The organism is Xanthomarina arctica (genome assembly GCF_014638915.1).
Lineage (GTDB): Bacteria > Bacteroidota > Bacteroidia > Flavobacteriales > Flavobacteriaceae > Xanthomarina > Xanthomarina arctica.
Map to the genome: position 1 here is coordinate 172,301 of NZ_BMFQ01000001.1, position 14,905 is coordinate 187,205.

Consider the following 14,905-nt stretch of genomic DNA (forward strand, 5'->3'; position numbering starts at 1 on the left):
AATGGGAGAAATAGCCACATCAGACAAACAAATAACTTTGTTCTACAGTTCTAACTCTACAAGAGCCAAGCAAACTTTAGCCTATGCAAAAGCAGAAGGTTTGCCAATTTTAGAGGTAGATATTTTAAAAACTAAGCTTACAGGAACTCAAATAGCAGAATTGGCAGACAAACTTAACATAGAAATCAAAGATTTGGTTAATCAGGAACATCCTTCATATACTCAAAAATTTGAACCTCATGATTTCTCTGAAAACGATTGGCTAACTATGATTCAGCACAATCCTGAAATCATGAAACAACCCATTGCTTTGCGAGGCAACAGGTCTATTTTAATCGAGACGCCAACTGATATTATTAAAATTTAAAACACCTTAAAATGTCGTATATAGATTACTATAAAATGTTAGGCATTCCAAAAAATGCCACAGAAAAGGACATTAAAAAAGCATTCAGAAAATTAGCAAGAAAATACCATCCAGATTTAAACCCTAACGATAAAGAAGCTGAAAAAAAATTCAAAGAAATTAATGAAGCAAATGAAGTTTTAAGTCATCCAGAGAATAGAAAAAAATACGACGAACACGGAAAAGACTGGAAACATGCTGAAGAATTTGAAAAAGCAAAACAGCAACAACAATATCAGGGCAATAGGCAACAACAACATTCTGGCAATTATAATGAAAGTGATTTTTCAGATTTTTTCGAATCCATGTTTGGTGGAGGCGGAAGATCCAGACAAAGTAGTAATAATGCCATGTTTCGAGGTCAGGATTTTAATGCCGAATTACAACTAGATCTTAAGGATGTGTACACAAGTGAAAAACGAACGCTAACCGTTAACAATAAAAACATTAGGATTACCATTCCTGCTGGAGTTGAAAACGGCCAATCCATTAAAATTAAAGGTCATGGTGGCAAGGGTGTCAACAAAGGTCCAAATGGCGATTTATACATTAAATTTAATATTGTAAACAATACCAATTTCAAGAGAGATAAAGAGAATCTTTATACCACGATAGATTTAGATTTATATACCTCTCTTTTAGGTGGCGATGTAACGGTTGATACTTTTGACGGAAAAGTAAAATTAAAAGTAAAACCAGAAACCCAAAATGGCACCAAAGTAAAGCTTAAAGGCAAAGGATTTCCAGTTTATAAGAAAGAAGGTCAATTTGGCGACTTATACATTACTTACAATATAAAAACACCAACAAATTTAACTGATAAAGAAAAAGAATTATTCACCGAATTATCAAAATTAAGATGATTATGGAAAAAGAAAATTTAATATCAATTCAAGAATTTTGTGTCATTTATAAAGTTCCAGAAACTTTTATAAACTCGTTATATGATTACGAGCTTATTGAGATTGTAACCACAGAAAACACCCAATTTGTACAAATAACGCAAATTAAAAACATTGAGAAACTCATTCGGTTTCATTTTGAAATGGACATTAATTTAGAAGGTATTCATGCCATTTCAAATTTACTTAATAAGGTAGAAAATCTTCAAGACGAAATAAATAACCTCAATAATAAAATAGATTTTTACCAGGCAGAATAAGCAAGAAAAGGAGATTTATTTTTAACTAGAACTTGAATTACCGACTAAGATTTAGACTGAAATAACATGATTTCTTTAATAAAGTATTTTAAATGGACTATAAATTTCTTTCAGTAACAAAACCCAAATAACCCAAATAAAAAACCACAGATGAAAATAAAAAACCTACTTCTTATCTTATTTTTAGGATTAATTTTTTTAGCATGCTCTAGCGATGATGATGAAAATCCAGAAGCTGAAAATCAAAACATTGGAGGCTATCAAATTGGCAATACTTATTACAATACTCCTTTTGCATATATTAATGATGAAAACACCCAAAATGATAACCCCAGTGATTTGGCAATTATGTTAAGCAATATAGATATCCTCCAATCAAACAATATCGATTCAGGAATAGATATGATGTATGTTGATTATCTAGGTATTGATTTTGAAATTGGACCAAAAGATCTGTTAGATTATAGAATTACAGAAAATGCGTCAAGAGTTAACGGTTATATTGAGGGAGGAACCAGATTACTTGATAACATGAATCAAGATCTGTATGCCACGCAAATTAACTTTATAATAAATTCTTTTTCAGACACACATATTGATTTTGAATTTACGTTTACCAGACAAGATGGCGAAATAGTTACAGGAGAATATTCTGGGACTTATGTGAATGTTAGCAGCTAATTTATTTAACTCTTAAACCATATTTAATTGCCTTGATTTGAAGTTGCTTCTGAAAATTCAATATCTTGTAGAAATCATTAAAAACCAAAATTAGCGATATGAATTTAAACTTAGCAGTTCTTATAGATGGCGATAATATTCCTTCGGCTCACGTAAAAGAAATGATGGAAGAAATTGCGAAATATGGCAATCCAACCATTAAAAGAATTTATGGAGATTGGACCAAACCTCATCTTACTAGATGGAAAGATCTCCTACTACAAAATGCCATTACCCCTATTCAACAATACGCATATACTACAGGAAAAAACGCAACAGATTCTGCCATGATTATAGACGCCATGGACATTCTCTATTCCAATAAAGTAAATGGTTTTTGTTTGGTTTCTAGCGACAGCGATTTTACAAGATTAGCTACCAGATTAAGAGAAGCAGGTATGCAAGTGATAGGAATTGGCGAAAAAAAGACTCCTACACCTTTTATTGTAGCCTGCGATAAATTTATATACGTTGAAATTCTAAGAAAACAATCTGAACAAAAAGACGATGCCAGCACCAAAGAGAAAGAAAAAGACAGTGTTGATAAAATCACCCCACAAGTTATAAAATTAATTTCTACAACCATCGACGATTTATCAGACGAAGAAGGATGGGCTTTTCTTGGAGATGTTGGAAGTTTACTTCAAAAAAAACAGCCTAATTTCGATTCTAGAAATTATGGCTTTGAAAAATTAACTCCAATGATTAAATCTATAGGGAGCTTTGAGGTTGAACGACGAGAAACACCAAAAAGCAAACACAAGTTAATTTTTGTTCAAAACATGGAACAACACAATAAAAAAATTAAAAAGTAATTAGAAGTAATGAAACAAATATCATTAACAGCTTGCATCCTTTTATTCTTTGTAAGCTTCATTTCTGCTCAAAACAAACCAGCTTACAAATTGTTTAAAAACGATGGAAAAATAGTTGATTACGATAAAATGATTAAAGATTTATCTAAAAGTGATATGGTCTTTTTTGGAGAATATCACAACAACCCAATTTCCCACTGGTTGCAATTGGAAATGAGTAAAAGTTTCTTTGAAACTAATGGAGACAAACTTTATTTTGGTGCCGAAATGTTTGAGAATGGCAACCAATTAGTTTTAAACGAATATTTAGCAGGCTCCTACCCTGAAGATAAAATGCTTCCAGAAATTACTCAATTATGGAGTAATTACAAAACAGATTATAAGCCATTAGTAGAGTTTGCTAAAGACAATAACCTACGTTTTATAGCGACCAACATTCCAAGGCGTTATGCTTCCATGTTAAGCAAAAAAGGCATGGACGCTTTAAAAGAACTAAGTCCCGAAGCCCTTGCCATGATTGGTCCAGATTTAGAAACCTATTTCGATCCTACGGTAAAAGCATATGCTGAAATGGCGGATAATATGGGAGGACACGTACCACCAAACATGTTAAACATACAAATTGCACAAGCATCTAAAGATGCAACCATGGCCTATTTTTCTTTACAAAATTTTAGTCCTGGTGATTTCCTCTTTCATTTTGAAGGCTCTTATCACTCTAATTATAATCAAGGTATTATTTGGTGGATTAATAAAATGCAACCCGGATTAGATATTAAATCGGTTACCACTGTTTTACAATCGGAATGGGATGAATTGAGCAAAGATGACAGAGCCGAAATTGCCAATTATATTATTGTGGTGGCAGATAATATGACACAGACAAAAGGATAAAATGGGTTAATTTAGATAACTAAGTTTATTAGGTTTACAAGAAAAACATCATTGAAAAACATTAAAATTTATATTTAAAATGTCCATAAAATTAGATTTATCAGGTCATGGATCTATACCAAAATTAATTCACATCTCTTGGAAAAACAAGAGTATCTTGGATAACCAATCTCCTATAATACTGAATGGTATTACAAATCTAATAAAAATCAACCCAGATTACAAAGTAGAAATTAGTGATGATGACGATGTGGAAATCTATCTCAAAAACAACCTTAAAAAATGGGACTATTTTAAAATAAAGAATAAAAAAATTGTCGAGAAAATAGATTTATGGCGATTACTAAAAATGTATGACGAAGGTGGTATTTACATAGATATAGATAGGTATGTTAACATTCCTTTTAGCGACATTATAAAAAGTGAAACCAAGTGTGTCTTACCAACTTGTGGAGACGTCGATTTCTCTCAAGACATCATGATTAGTTGCAAAAACAATCCCATCTTTAGAAAGGCAATTGACTATAATCTAAAGGGCAGATATTGGATTAACCCTCGTGGGGTATTTCATTTGGGCCCACCTTTATATATGAGAGCCTTAACAGAAGTGGTTTTTGGTGAAAGAAAAGGAAGAAAACCTGGAAGTGATGTCATGGAGAATTTTAGAAATATACTAAAAAGTTCAAAGCATTTTCAAACTTATAAAGAAAACTTACCTAATGATTCTTTTCTTTTTAATTACGATGAGACCACTTTCCACTTAGGAAATGGATTGAGCAAAGCAGAGTTTTATAAATCGCAAAATGTAAAAGATTGGAGTTCGGGCTTTGATAAAAACACCCTTATTTTAGTATCTATTCTCTGCTTCATGGCCCTTGTGCTGTACTTGCTAATCTTCTTAGCTACTTAAATTAATATGGGACTACAAGTTGTTTATTTACCTTTTAAAGTGAAAAGGTTATGATGTAAACAGACTTGACTTCGTCGAGTCCTATATCAAATTGTTGAGAAAAGCGCCTCAGATAAAATCTTCGCTTGTTTCATTTCATGAACTTGGTTCTCGGTATTTAATAAACAAAATTCATTATATTTGTATTATGGCAACAACACCAAATCTAACAGTAGAGCAATTAGCTCAAGCATTTAAGGAACTTCCTGTTAAGGAAAAAATAAAACTCCTTAATTTGCTTCCTGAAGAATGGTTTGAATCTAAAACCCATAAGCTTACAGAAAAACAAAAGGAAGTTTTAGATGTAGCTACTCAAAAAGAAGTTGAAGGAAAATCTGTTTTTAACTCCTGGACAGACGTTGAGCATTACGTGAGAACTCGAAACAATGCCTAAATATCATGTTACTTTAGAAGATGATGCAAAAATAGATATCGCAGACTCTTTTGATTGGTATAGTAATATTTCTACTATTATTGCTGATAACTTCCTTACTGAAATAAAGAAATCTATTAACTACCTCGAACAAAACCCAAACCAGTTTAAAATTGTTTATAAGGACTTTAGACAAGTTCCAGTAAAAAAATATCCTTTTGTATTATTATACTAGACTGAACACAGTATGGTTAAGATATATAGAGTATTCGCAACTAGAAATAATCCGAAAAAACGTTTTAAATAAAAGATTCTTTAAATAGACAGATTCTTACTAAACAAAACTCTTAAAACTAAAAGACTAACAAAGCTCTACTACTAAACAGGAGAATGGTTGCCTAAATGTTGACTAGATTAAAAAAACTAACATCTTAAAATAAACGGACTTGACTTCGTCGAGTCCTATATCAACATGTTGAGAAAAGTCGATTCAAAAGGTTGGATTGCATTTATGGTTTAAAAACTTGCTAGTAAGAAAAGGATTTGGAAGTAAAAAAGGACTTGACTTCGTCGAGTCCCATATCAACATGTTGAGAAAAGTCGATTCATAAAAATGAATCGCTTTTTTGGTTTAAAAATTTACTGGAAAGCGAGCTTTCCGTAAATTTTTAAACCAAAAAAGTCGAAACTTTCGTTTCGACTTTTCATCTGTACTGAAGACGGGACTTGAACCCGTACGTCCTAATGGACATTGGATTTTAAGTCCAACGTGTCTACCAATTCCACCACTTCAGCTTGGTATATTTTTATCTTAATCAGCGTATAGAGCGAAAGACGGGATTTGAACCCGCGACCTCCACCTTGGCAAGGTGATGCTCTACCCCTGAGCTACTTTCGCAGTTTTAATGAACGTACAATCCCTCGATTGCGGTTGCAAATTTAAAATATTTATGCGAATAGCAAAGCCTTTTTTAAAAAAAAATTAAATTTATTTTTAAGCCAGCTTTTTCTTTACCAACATACGCTTAATTTCATTGAGTTTCATAAGCGCTTCCACAGGCGTAAGTGTATCAATATCAAGATGTAAAATTTCTTCTTTAATATTTTCCAACAAAGGATCATCCAAATTAAAAAAACTTAACTGCATGTCATTATCTAGCGATTTTACTTTTTCAGTTAATTCTTCGCTAGAATGCGATTTTTCCAATTTCTTCAATATTTTATTTGCACGATGTAAGACTTGCTGTGGCATACCAGCCATTTTAGCAACGTGTATTCCAAAACTATGGGCTGATCCACCCGCAACAAGCTTTCTTAAAAAAAGTACGTTGTCTTTCAATTCTTTTACCGAAACGTTATAGTTTTTAATCCGAGCGAAAGTTTCGGTCATTTCATTTAATTCATGATAATGGGTTGCAAAAAGTGTTTTTGCTTTCGCCGGATGTTCATGTAAATATTCGCTAATAGCCCAAGCTATCGAAATCCCATCGTAAGTACTGGTTCCTCTTCCTATTTCGTCAAGGAGAACTAAACTCCTTTCAGAAAGATTATTTAAAATAGAAGCCGTTTCGTTCATTTCTACCATAAAAGTAGATTCTCCCATCGAAATGTTGTCACTCGCTCCTACTCTAGTGAATATTTTATCCACCACACCTATTCTCGCTTCTTTTGCGGGCACAAAACTCCCAGTTTGAGCCAAGAGCACAATAAGCGCTGTTTGACGTAAGATAGCCGATTTACCAGACATGTTTGGCCCAGTAATCATGATGATTTGTTGCGTATCTCTATTCAGAAAAACATCGTTAGCTATATAAGCCTCACTTGGAGGTAATTGCTTTTCAATAACTGGATGTCTCCCGTCTTTAATATCTAAATCGAACGAATTATCTAAAATTGGATACACATAGTTATTATCGTTTGCCAATTGCCCAAACCCACACAAACAATCCAATTGCCCAATTATTTGAGCATTTTGTTGCACTGCTTTTATGTATTGCATCATCCAAGTAATTAATTCTGCAAACAACTGTTGCTCTATGGCTAAAATACGCTCTTCGGCACCAAGAATTTTCGCTTCGTAAACCTTAAGTTCTTCGGTAATATAACGTTCTGCATTGACTAAGGTTTGTTTTCTAATCCATTCAGCAGGCACTTTGTCTTTATGCGAATTTCTAACTTCAATATAATAACCATACACATTGTTTGAAGCTATTTTTAAAGATGTGATTCCTGTGCGTTCGCTTTCACGCTTCAGCATATTATCCAAATAGGTTTTCCCTGAATGAGATAACCCACGTAACTCGTCTAATTCAGAAGAAAAACCTTCAGAAATAGTAAAGCCTTTTAAGACATTTACAGGGGCATCTTCATTTAAGGTTTCCTTAATTTTTTCTCGAAGCACTTCACAACTTTGAAGCGTATCTCCTATCACTTTTAAAGCTTCGTTATCGCAATTTGAAGCCAAGGCTTTTATAGGAACAATAGCTTCTAAAGAGTTTTTAAGCTGAATAACCTCCCGAGGATTCACTTTACTTGTTGCGACTTTAGAAATTAAGCGTTCTAAATCGCCTATATGTTTGATGTGATTCTGAATTTTTTGAAGAAAACTTTTATTTTTACTCAAAAAATCAACCACTTCATGGCGTTGTTTTATTTTCTTAATATCTTTTAAAGGTAAGGCCAACCAACGCTTAAGCAAACGTCCTCCCATAGGAGAAATGGTTCTATCAATAACATTTAAAAGTGTAACCGCATTATTATTTGTAGAATAATACAATTCGAGATTTCTAATGGTAAATTTATCCATCCAGACATAATCGTCTTCGGCAATTCTACCAATAGAAGTAATATGTTGTAGTTTGTTGTGTTGGGTTTCTGCTAAATAATGTAAAATAGATCCTGAAGCAATAATTCCTTCGTCTAAATCTTCAATTCCAAATCCTTTTAAGGTTTTAGTATCGAAATGTTTGATTAAGGTTTCATTAGAATAATCTATTTGATAAACCCAATCTTCCAAATAAAAAGTATGAAAATCGGCGCCAAAGGCCTCCTTGAAATTGTTTCGTTTTTGTTTCGAAACAAGTACTTCACTCGGACTGAAATTCTGAAGAAGTTTATCTATATACTCTTGGTTCCCTTGAGATGTTAAAAACTCGCCAGTTGTAATATCAAGAAAGGAAATACCTATATGGATTTTCCCAAAATAAACCGAACACAGAAAGTTATTGGATTTAGATTTTAAAACCTCATCGTTAAAAGCCACTCCAGGAGTCACCAATTCGGTTACACCACGTTTTACAATATTCTTAGTAAGCTTTGGATCTTCTAGTTGATCGCAAATAGCAACACGTTCACCAGCTTTTACCAATTTAGGCAGATAAGTATTTAAAGAATGATGAGGAAACCCAGCCAATTCAATCTCACTTTCGCTTCCTGCACCTCTTTTAGTTAAAATAATCCCTAAAATGCCGGCTGTTTTTATAGCATCTTCACCAAAAGTTTCATAAAAATCTCCTACGCGAAACAACAACAAGGCATCAGGATATTTAACCTTAATCGCATTATACTGCTTCATTAAAGGCGTTACTTTTTTAATTTCTTTTGCCAAGGTTCAGGTGCTTTTTAGTGTCTAAATTCAATTTAATGCGAATTTAGTCAATTTAATAGTTGTTATAAAATAATGTTAAAAATAAAAATCTAATAACATTTTTGTATTATTTAAGTAATTTTGAGGTAAATCTTAATTAAATAAAAACTTTATACATATGAAAAAATTATTTTTACTAAGTTTCGCTATGCTTGCCATGGTGACAGTAAGTGTAGCTCAAAACGCTATCGAAACAAGTGCCCCAGGAACTGTCGTTACTGAAGATGGCGCCATGATTGAGTTTGAATCGGAAACCATAGATTATGGAACTATTGAGAACAAATCGGACGGAAACAGAGAATTTAAATTTACAAACACAGGTAATACACCACTAGTAATAACAAATGCTAAAGGTTCTTGCGGATGTACAGTTCCTACAGTGCCAAAAGGAGCAATTGCACCAGGTGAATCTGCTGTTATAGGAGTAAAATATGCAACAGATAGAACTGGAGCTTTTTCTAAAAGCATCACTTTAACGTCGAATGCAGTTAATGCACCAACTAAAGTGATTAAAATTAAAGGTACAGTGAACCCACCTGTTGAGGCTAACTAATAATTCCATTTTAAAAATTATATTTAAAACTTCCTTTTTTTAAAGGAAGTTTTTTTTTGGATATTTACAGCATGAGAAAATTAAAAAATAGCGAGTTAGACAGACTAAGTGTTGAAGATTTTAAAGGCGTTAAAAAAACACCTATAATTATTGTACTTGATAACATTAGAAGTTTAAATAACATTGGCTCCGTTTTTCGAACAAGCGACGCTTTTTTAATTGAGAAAATTTATCTCTGTGGTATCACTGCAACGCCACCACACAAAGACATTCATAAAACGGCTTTAGGAAGTACGGATGCTGTTGCTTGGGAATATGTTGAAAACACCATAGACCTAGTTGAAAAACTCAAGAAAGACAATATCAAAATAGTCTCTATTGAACAGGCCGAGAATGCCACCATGCTCAACGACTTTACGCCTAAACAACAAACAACATACGCCTTAGTTTTCGGGAATGAAGTAAAAGGAGTAGCTCAAAATATAGTTACTAATAGCGATGTCGTTTTAGAAATCCCACAGTTTGGAACCAAACATTCTTTAAATATTTCTGTGAGTTGTGGTGTTGTTATTTGGGATTTATTTTCTAAGCTATCTGCTTTAAAAAATTAGTCTTTTCCTTTAATAGGAATCCAAACATCTTCTTCGATATTTTGTAAATATTTACTGTAGTTTTCAGATAGTTCCTCAAAATGAGCTCTGTTGTCTAATTCGAAGTCTGAATTTGGTAACCAGTCCTGAAAAATATATTGACGGCTTTTTGGGAAATCCTGGGTAGCTCCTTTATAAGTAAAAACGGCATAGGTACCAGCTTTTAAAATAAACGGTTCCATACCTTTCGGAATGTCGTCTAAATTTGAAACCTCAACGCCAACCCATTTTTCGAATGTAGTTCGAGCTGTTATATCTTTCATTTCAAGTTCTCCATAATCTTGAATTGAAAACACGTGTTTTCCTAAGCGAGAAGAAATTTCATGTCTTCTAGGCATAAACTGCCTCGCCAAATTTCCAGTTTCTTGCTGGATTGTTTGTAAACTCATGTTGGCTTTTATACCAACAACCAATCTATCTTTAGTTTCTTCAATTCTATGTTTCATCATTTTTACTACAAATCTCACCTAAAAGCCAAAGATAATCAGCTCTGTTTTCAACAAAATCTCTATCTGATATATCAATAATTTTCACATTCAATTCCGATTGATTTTTTAGAAACTCTAAATAGCCAGAATTGATTTTATCTAAATAATCATTTTCAATATTCTGCTCGTAATCTCGTCCTCTTTTCTTAATATTTAGTTGCAAACGCTCCGTATTTTGATATAAATACACATATAATTCTGGCTTTGCAATGTCTTTGTACATTAAATAAAAGAGTTTTCTATACAACTTGAATTCGTCTTCTAAAAGCGTAATTTTAGAAAATATCAAGGATTTATAAATATCGTAATCACTAATTATAAAGTCTTTAAAAAGATCTAATTGCGATAAATCGTCACTAATTTGTTGATATCTATCGGCTAAAAAAGACATTTCTAAAGTAAAGGCATACCGCTTAGAATCTTCATAGAATTTTGGCAAAAATGGATTTTCAGCAAAACGTTCTAAAATTAACTTCGCATTAAAATCTTTAGAAATCATTTTTGTTAAACTCGTTTTCCCTGCACCAATATTACCTTCAATAGCAATATAATTATAGTTTGAAAATTGAAATTGTTTGCTTGGGTTTTTTAGCCAGATATTAATAGATTCTAAGTTACTTGCATCTTCACATTCCTCCAACAAAACGGCGATATTTTTATGTAGAATGGGATGCGCTAATTTGGGTGAAATTTCCAATAAAGGTTTTAAAACAAATTTTCGTTTGTGAAGTTCTGGATGTGGCACCTGAAGTAATTTGGTGTCTATAATTTCTTCATCTATAAACAATATATCCAAATCGATAGTTCGAGATTGATAACCTACCTGCTCATCTCTCACCCTCCCTAAAGAATTTTCAATTTCTAGTAAGCCTAGCATCACTTTTTCTGGAGATATTTCCGTTTCCAAAATAATACAGCAATTATAAAAATAGTCTCCCTCAAAGCCAAGTGCAGGCGTATTGTAGACTTTAGAAATGATTTTTATTTTACCAATTTTTTGAAAAATCAGGTTTATAGCATCTTGAAGATATTTTAATCTATCGCCTTTATTGCTACCTAGAGAAATGAAAATTTTGCGTTGTGTATCCATTGAAAAAACAAATTAACTAAAAGAATTTTTAAAAGTTTATATTTACCAAGCCTATTTATTCACAATTTTAGATGAACATAAAATACAAACTTGCTGCACAACGACTCTCCCTCAATTTATCTGCACTATTGTCCGAAACAACTTTAGTAGCTCAATAATTGCTAACTTTCATATTAAGGTTTTATACAAACCATTACCCAATTTTGGCATTAATCTTTTAAAACACATTTTCAACTTAAAAACGAAACAGGACATAGACCTACTAAAATATTAAAGTTTTATTAAACTTTTGTTTTTAGACAACCTTGGCCTTATTTTATACGTATATACTTACATAAACTAATCACCCTACATGAAAAAAATATTAAAAATTACTGGAATCACCTTACTAACCATCCTGCTATTACTAATAGCTATTCCTTATGTGTTTCAGTCCAAAATAAAAGAGATTGTTAAACGTACCATCAACGATAATTTAAATGCACATGTTGAATTTAGTGACGTTAGCCTAAGTTTTATTAGAAGTTTCCCGCAAGCTCAGGTTCAAGTAACCGATTTGGTAATTACCAATTTCGAACCTTTTAAAGACGAAACTTTAGCATCGGCGAAAAACATTTCATTAAACATGTCTGTTAAAGAATTGTTTAAAAATGCAAGTGAAGACCCGATTGTAATTAATGAAATCAATTTAGAGGAAGCCCTTATTATTCTTAAAACAAATAAGAGAGGCGAAACTAATTACGACATATCTAAAAAAGAGGATGAACAAACAAATACGCCTAAAGATTCATCTAGCGGCTTTACGTTAGATATTAAAGATTATGCCATAGTAAATAGTGCTTTAACTTATTTAGATGAAGCCTCGAACACTGCTTTTTATATTACAGAATTAAATCATTCAGGAAAAGGCACTTTTTCAGGTGACGTTTCAGAGTTGGACACAGAAACAAGCGCCAGAGTCAGCTTAAAAGTTGATAGCACCGAATATTTAAGCAATAACGAGCTTAAACTAGATGCATTAATTGGTTTAGATTTAACCAATAACAAATATACCTTTAAAGAAAACAAAGCTTTAATCAATCAATTACCATTAGAATTTCAAGGTTATGTGCAGATGCTTGAAGATGGTCAGGAAGTTGATATAACCTTTGAAAACCCAGGTTCCGATTTTAAAGATTTCCTAGCAGTAATTCCTAAAACATATTCTAAAAGTTTGGACAATGTAGAAACCACGGGTAATTTTAAAATCAAAGGGTTTATTAAGGGTAAAATAACTGAAGAAACAATTCCCACTCTAGATATTAACATGGTTTCTAACGATGCTTCCTTTAAATATCCTGATTTACCAAAACGCGTGGAAAACATTTCAATAAATGCATCTATTAAAAATTCAACAGGTCTTGCAGATGACACTTATGTAGATCTTCAAACTTTGAATTTTAAAATTGATCAAGATGTTTTTAAATCGTCGGCTGTTATTAGAAATCTGACTTCAAACATCACAGTAAATGCGAATGTTGATGGAGTTATAAATCTTGCCAATTTAAGCCAAGCTTATCCTATAGATTTAGAAAATGATCTTACAGGTATTTTAATTGCTAAATTGGAGACTAATTTCGATATGGATGCCATTGAAACCAATGCTTACCAACGCATAAAAAGTAATGGGAATTTGAATATAAAAGGTTTCAAATTTGCTTCGGAAGACTTAGTGAATCCAATTGAAATTTCGGAAGCAACCATCACTTTTAATCCTACAACTGTAAATCTTAATAAATTTGATGCAACTACTGGGAAAAGTGATATAAAAGCCAATGGAACCATTAATAATTTACTTGGTTTTGTTTTTAGCGACAAAAAACTAGAAGGAGAATTCAATGTAAATTCCAACGCATTTTACGTGAGTGATTTTATGAAAGAAACTACTCCAAACACTTCAGAAAACAAAAACGCAACACCTACAGAAGCTTTTAAAATCCCAGCTTTCTTAGACTGTAAAATCAATGCAGACGCTAAAACAGTCTATTACGATAACCTAACTTTATCCAATGTTAAAGGGAATTTATATATAAAGGATGAAAAAGCGGTACTAAGAAATATGAGTTCTAATATTTTTAATGGGAAACTCTTGTTGGATGGTTATGTAGATACAGCTACAACTACCCCAACATTCATGATGAATTTAGACATGAATCAGTTTGATATTTCTCAAGCATTCAACGGTTTAGAACTCCTGCAAAGCTTAGCTCCAATTGCTAGCGCCCTTCAAGGAAAGTTAAATAGTATTATTTCACTTTCTGGAAATTTAGATGACAGTTTCACACCAGATTTAAACAGTATTAGCGGTAATGCTTTTGCCGAATTACAAACTACAGAAATTAAGCCTAAAAATGAAGCACTTATAAGTGCTTTAGACAACGCACTTAGTTTTGTCGATTTTAGCAAATTAGATTTAAAAGACTTAAAAACCAATCTAACTTTCGAAAATGGGATGGTAAACATCAAGCCTTTTAATGTTAGCTATAAAGATATTGGGATTACCATAGACGGTTCTCATAGCTTTACTAACAACATGAATTACAACGCCGTATTCCAAGTTCCAGCAAAATATTTAGGAAGTGATATTAATCGATTAATTGGAAAAATAGATGAACAAGCCGTGAATAACTTATCCATTCCAGTTTCTGCCAATATTACAGGAACTTTTAATAAACCCGTTGTAAAAACAGATTTAACTAGTGGTGTTACAAGCTTGACCAAACAGCTTATAGAAATTGAAAAACAGAAACTATTAAATCAGGGTAAAGATCAATTATTACAATTAATTGGAGGTGTTGCCAATACCCAAAATCCTACTACTCCAAAGGATTCTACTAGTACAACCAACCCAATTTCCGATCCAATAAAGAATGTTTTAGATGGAATTATTAATAGCGGTTCAACCAAGCCGAAAGATTCAATAACGACAACAAAACCAAAATCGATTAAAGATCTATTAAACGAATCTTTGAACAAAAAACCTAAAAAGACAGATTCCATTAATTAATGTAAATCCTAATTATATGTTAACTTTTACTGATTATCAGGAATTTAGTTTATAATTTTTTAAAAGAAATGCTCTTTTACTTGGATTTGTCAGCTAAAAGGTTACATTGATAG

General features: G+C 32.3%; 15 protein-coding genes and 2 tRNA genes. 12 read left to right on the forward strand and 5 right to left on the reverse strand.

Translation table 11 applies throughout. The annotated features are described in order from the left end of the window. The first annotated feature begins 1 nt into the window (after position 1). The 9 genes from IEV77_RS00745 to IEV77_RS00785 all read left to right on the forward strand — a co-directional run bounded on the left by IEV77_RS00745 (position 2) and on the right by IEV77_RS00785 (position 5,554). Positions 2 to 367, forward strand: a complete 366-nt coding sequence (locus IEV77_RS00745; RefSeq protein WP_188460888.1) for an arsenate reductase family protein — start codon at positions 2 to 4, stop codon at positions 365 to 367. Positions 368 to 378: 11 nt separating this feature from the next. Next, positions 379 to 1,269 carry a DnaJ C-terminal domain-containing protein gene (locus IEV77_RS00750; protein WP_188460891.1) on the forward strand — a complete coding sequence of 297 codons (891 nt, stop codon included), beginning with the start codon at positions 379 to 381 and terminating at the stop codon, positions 1,267 to 1,269. 2 nt (positions 1,270 to 1,271) lie between these two features. Continuing rightward, positions 1,272 to 1,568: a chaperone modulator CbpM gene (locus IEV77_RS00755; protein WP_229736552.1), complete on the forward strand. Its 297-nt coding sequence runs from the start codon at positions 1,272 to 1,274 to the stop codon at positions 1,566 to 1,568. Positions 1,569 to 1,718: 150 nt separating this feature from the next. Continuing rightward, positions 1,719 to 2,249 carry a hypothetical protein gene (locus tag IEV77_RS00760; protein ID WP_188460895.1) on the forward strand — a complete coding sequence of 177 codons (531 nt, stop codon included), beginning with the start codon at positions 1,719 to 1,721 and terminating at the stop codon, positions 2,247 to 2,249. Between the two features lie 98 nt (positions 2,250 to 2,347). Then, a complete protein-coding gene (locus IEV77_RS00765) occupies positions 2,348 to 3,103 on the forward strand; it encodes an NYN domain-containing protein (protein WP_188460897.1) in 756 nt (251 codons plus the stop codon). A gap of 9 nt (positions 3,104 to 3,112) precedes the next feature. Then, positions 3,113 to 3,997, forward strand: coding sequence for a ChaN family lipoprotein (locus IEV77_RS00770; protein WP_188460899.1), 885 nt, complete (start codon positions 3,113 to 3,115; stop codon positions 3,995 to 3,997). Positions 3,998 to 4,076: 79 nt separating this feature from the next. Beyond that, positions 4,077 to 4,907: a glycosyltransferase family 32 protein gene (locus tag IEV77_RS00775; protein WP_188460900.1), complete on the forward strand. Its 831-nt coding sequence runs from the start codon at positions 4,077 to 4,079 to the stop codon at positions 4,905 to 4,907. A gap of 187 nt (positions 4,908 to 5,094) precedes the next feature. Further along, positions 5,095 to 5,340 (forward strand): hypothetical protein, encoded by a 246-nt coding sequence (locus tag IEV77_RS00780; RefSeq protein ID WP_188460902.1) that lies wholly within the window; start codon positions 5,095 to 5,097, stop codon positions 5,338 to 5,340. Continuing rightward, positions 5,333 to 5,554 carry a type II toxin-antitoxin system RelE/ParE family toxin gene (locus IEV77_RS00785; protein ID WP_188460904.1) on the forward strand — a complete coding sequence of 74 codons (222 nt, stop codon included), beginning with the start codon at positions 5,333 to 5,335 and terminating at the stop codon, positions 5,552 to 5,554. Before IEV77_RS00780 ends, IEV77_RS00785 begins: the two co-directional genes overlap by 8 nt. Positions 5,555 to 6,030: 476 nt before the next feature. Here the strand turns inward: IEV77_RS00785 and IEV77_RS00790 are convergent. The 3 genes from IEV77_RS00790 to mutS all read right to left on the reverse strand — a co-directional run bounded on the left by IEV77_RS00790 (position 6,031) and on the right by mutS (position 8,926). Beyond that, positions 6,031 to 6,114: transfer RNA gene (locus tag IEV77_RS00790), tRNA-Leu, on the reverse strand. Between the two features lie 31 nt (positions 6,115 to 6,145). Next, positions 6,146 to 6,217, reverse strand: a tRNA-Gly gene (locus tag IEV77_RS00795). 96 nt (positions 6,218 to 6,313) lie between these two features. Continuing rightward, positions 6,314 to 8,926, reverse strand: coding sequence for a DNA mismatch repair protein MutS (gene mutS / locus IEV77_RS00800; RefSeq protein ID WP_188460906.1), 2,613 nt, complete (start codon positions 8,924 to 8,926; stop codon positions 6,314 to 6,316). Between the two features lie 157 nt (positions 8,927 to 9,083). Between mutS and IEV77_RS00805 the strand changes: the two genes are divergently transcribed. Both IEV77_RS00805 and IEV77_RS00810 read left to right on the forward strand, forming a co-directional pair. Continuing rightward, the gene (locus IEV77_RS00805; RefSeq protein WP_188460908.1) at positions 9,084 to 9,518 is read left to right on the forward strand and encodes a DUF1573 domain-containing protein; all 435 of its coding nucleotides are present in this window, start codon (positions 9,084 to 9,086) and stop codon (positions 9,516 to 9,518) included. 71 nt (positions 9,519 to 9,589) lie between these two features. Beyond that, entirely contained in the window at positions 9,590 to 10,129 is a 540-nt protein-coding gene (locus IEV77_RS00810) for an RNA methyltransferase (protein ID WP_188460910.1), read from the forward strand. Here the strand turns inward: IEV77_RS00810 and IEV77_RS00815 are convergent. After that, entirely contained in the window at positions 10,126 to 10,617 is a 492-nt protein-coding gene (locus tag IEV77_RS00815) for a GyrI-like domain-containing protein (RefSeq protein ID WP_188460912.1), read from the reverse strand. The two genes, IEV77_RS00810 and IEV77_RS00815, sit on opposite strands and share 4 nt — an antisense overlap. Then, a complete protein-coding gene (folK, locus tag IEV77_RS00820) occupies positions 10,604 to 11,746 on the reverse strand; it encodes a 2-amino-4-hydroxy-6-hydroxymethyldihydropteridine diphosphokinase (RefSeq protein ID WP_188460914.1) in 1,143 nt (380 codons plus the stop codon). Before folK ends, IEV77_RS00815 begins: the two co-directional genes overlap by 14 nt. A 352-nt stretch (positions 11,747 to 12,098) precedes the next feature. On the opposite strand from folK, the gene IEV77_RS00825 reads away from it, so the two are divergent. Next, positions 12,099 to 14,792, forward strand: a complete 2,694-nt coding sequence (locus IEV77_RS00825) for an AsmA family protein (protein ID WP_188460916.1) — start codon at positions 12,099 to 12,101, stop codon at positions 14,790 to 14,792. Positions 14,793 to 14,905 lie beyond the last annotated feature (113 nt).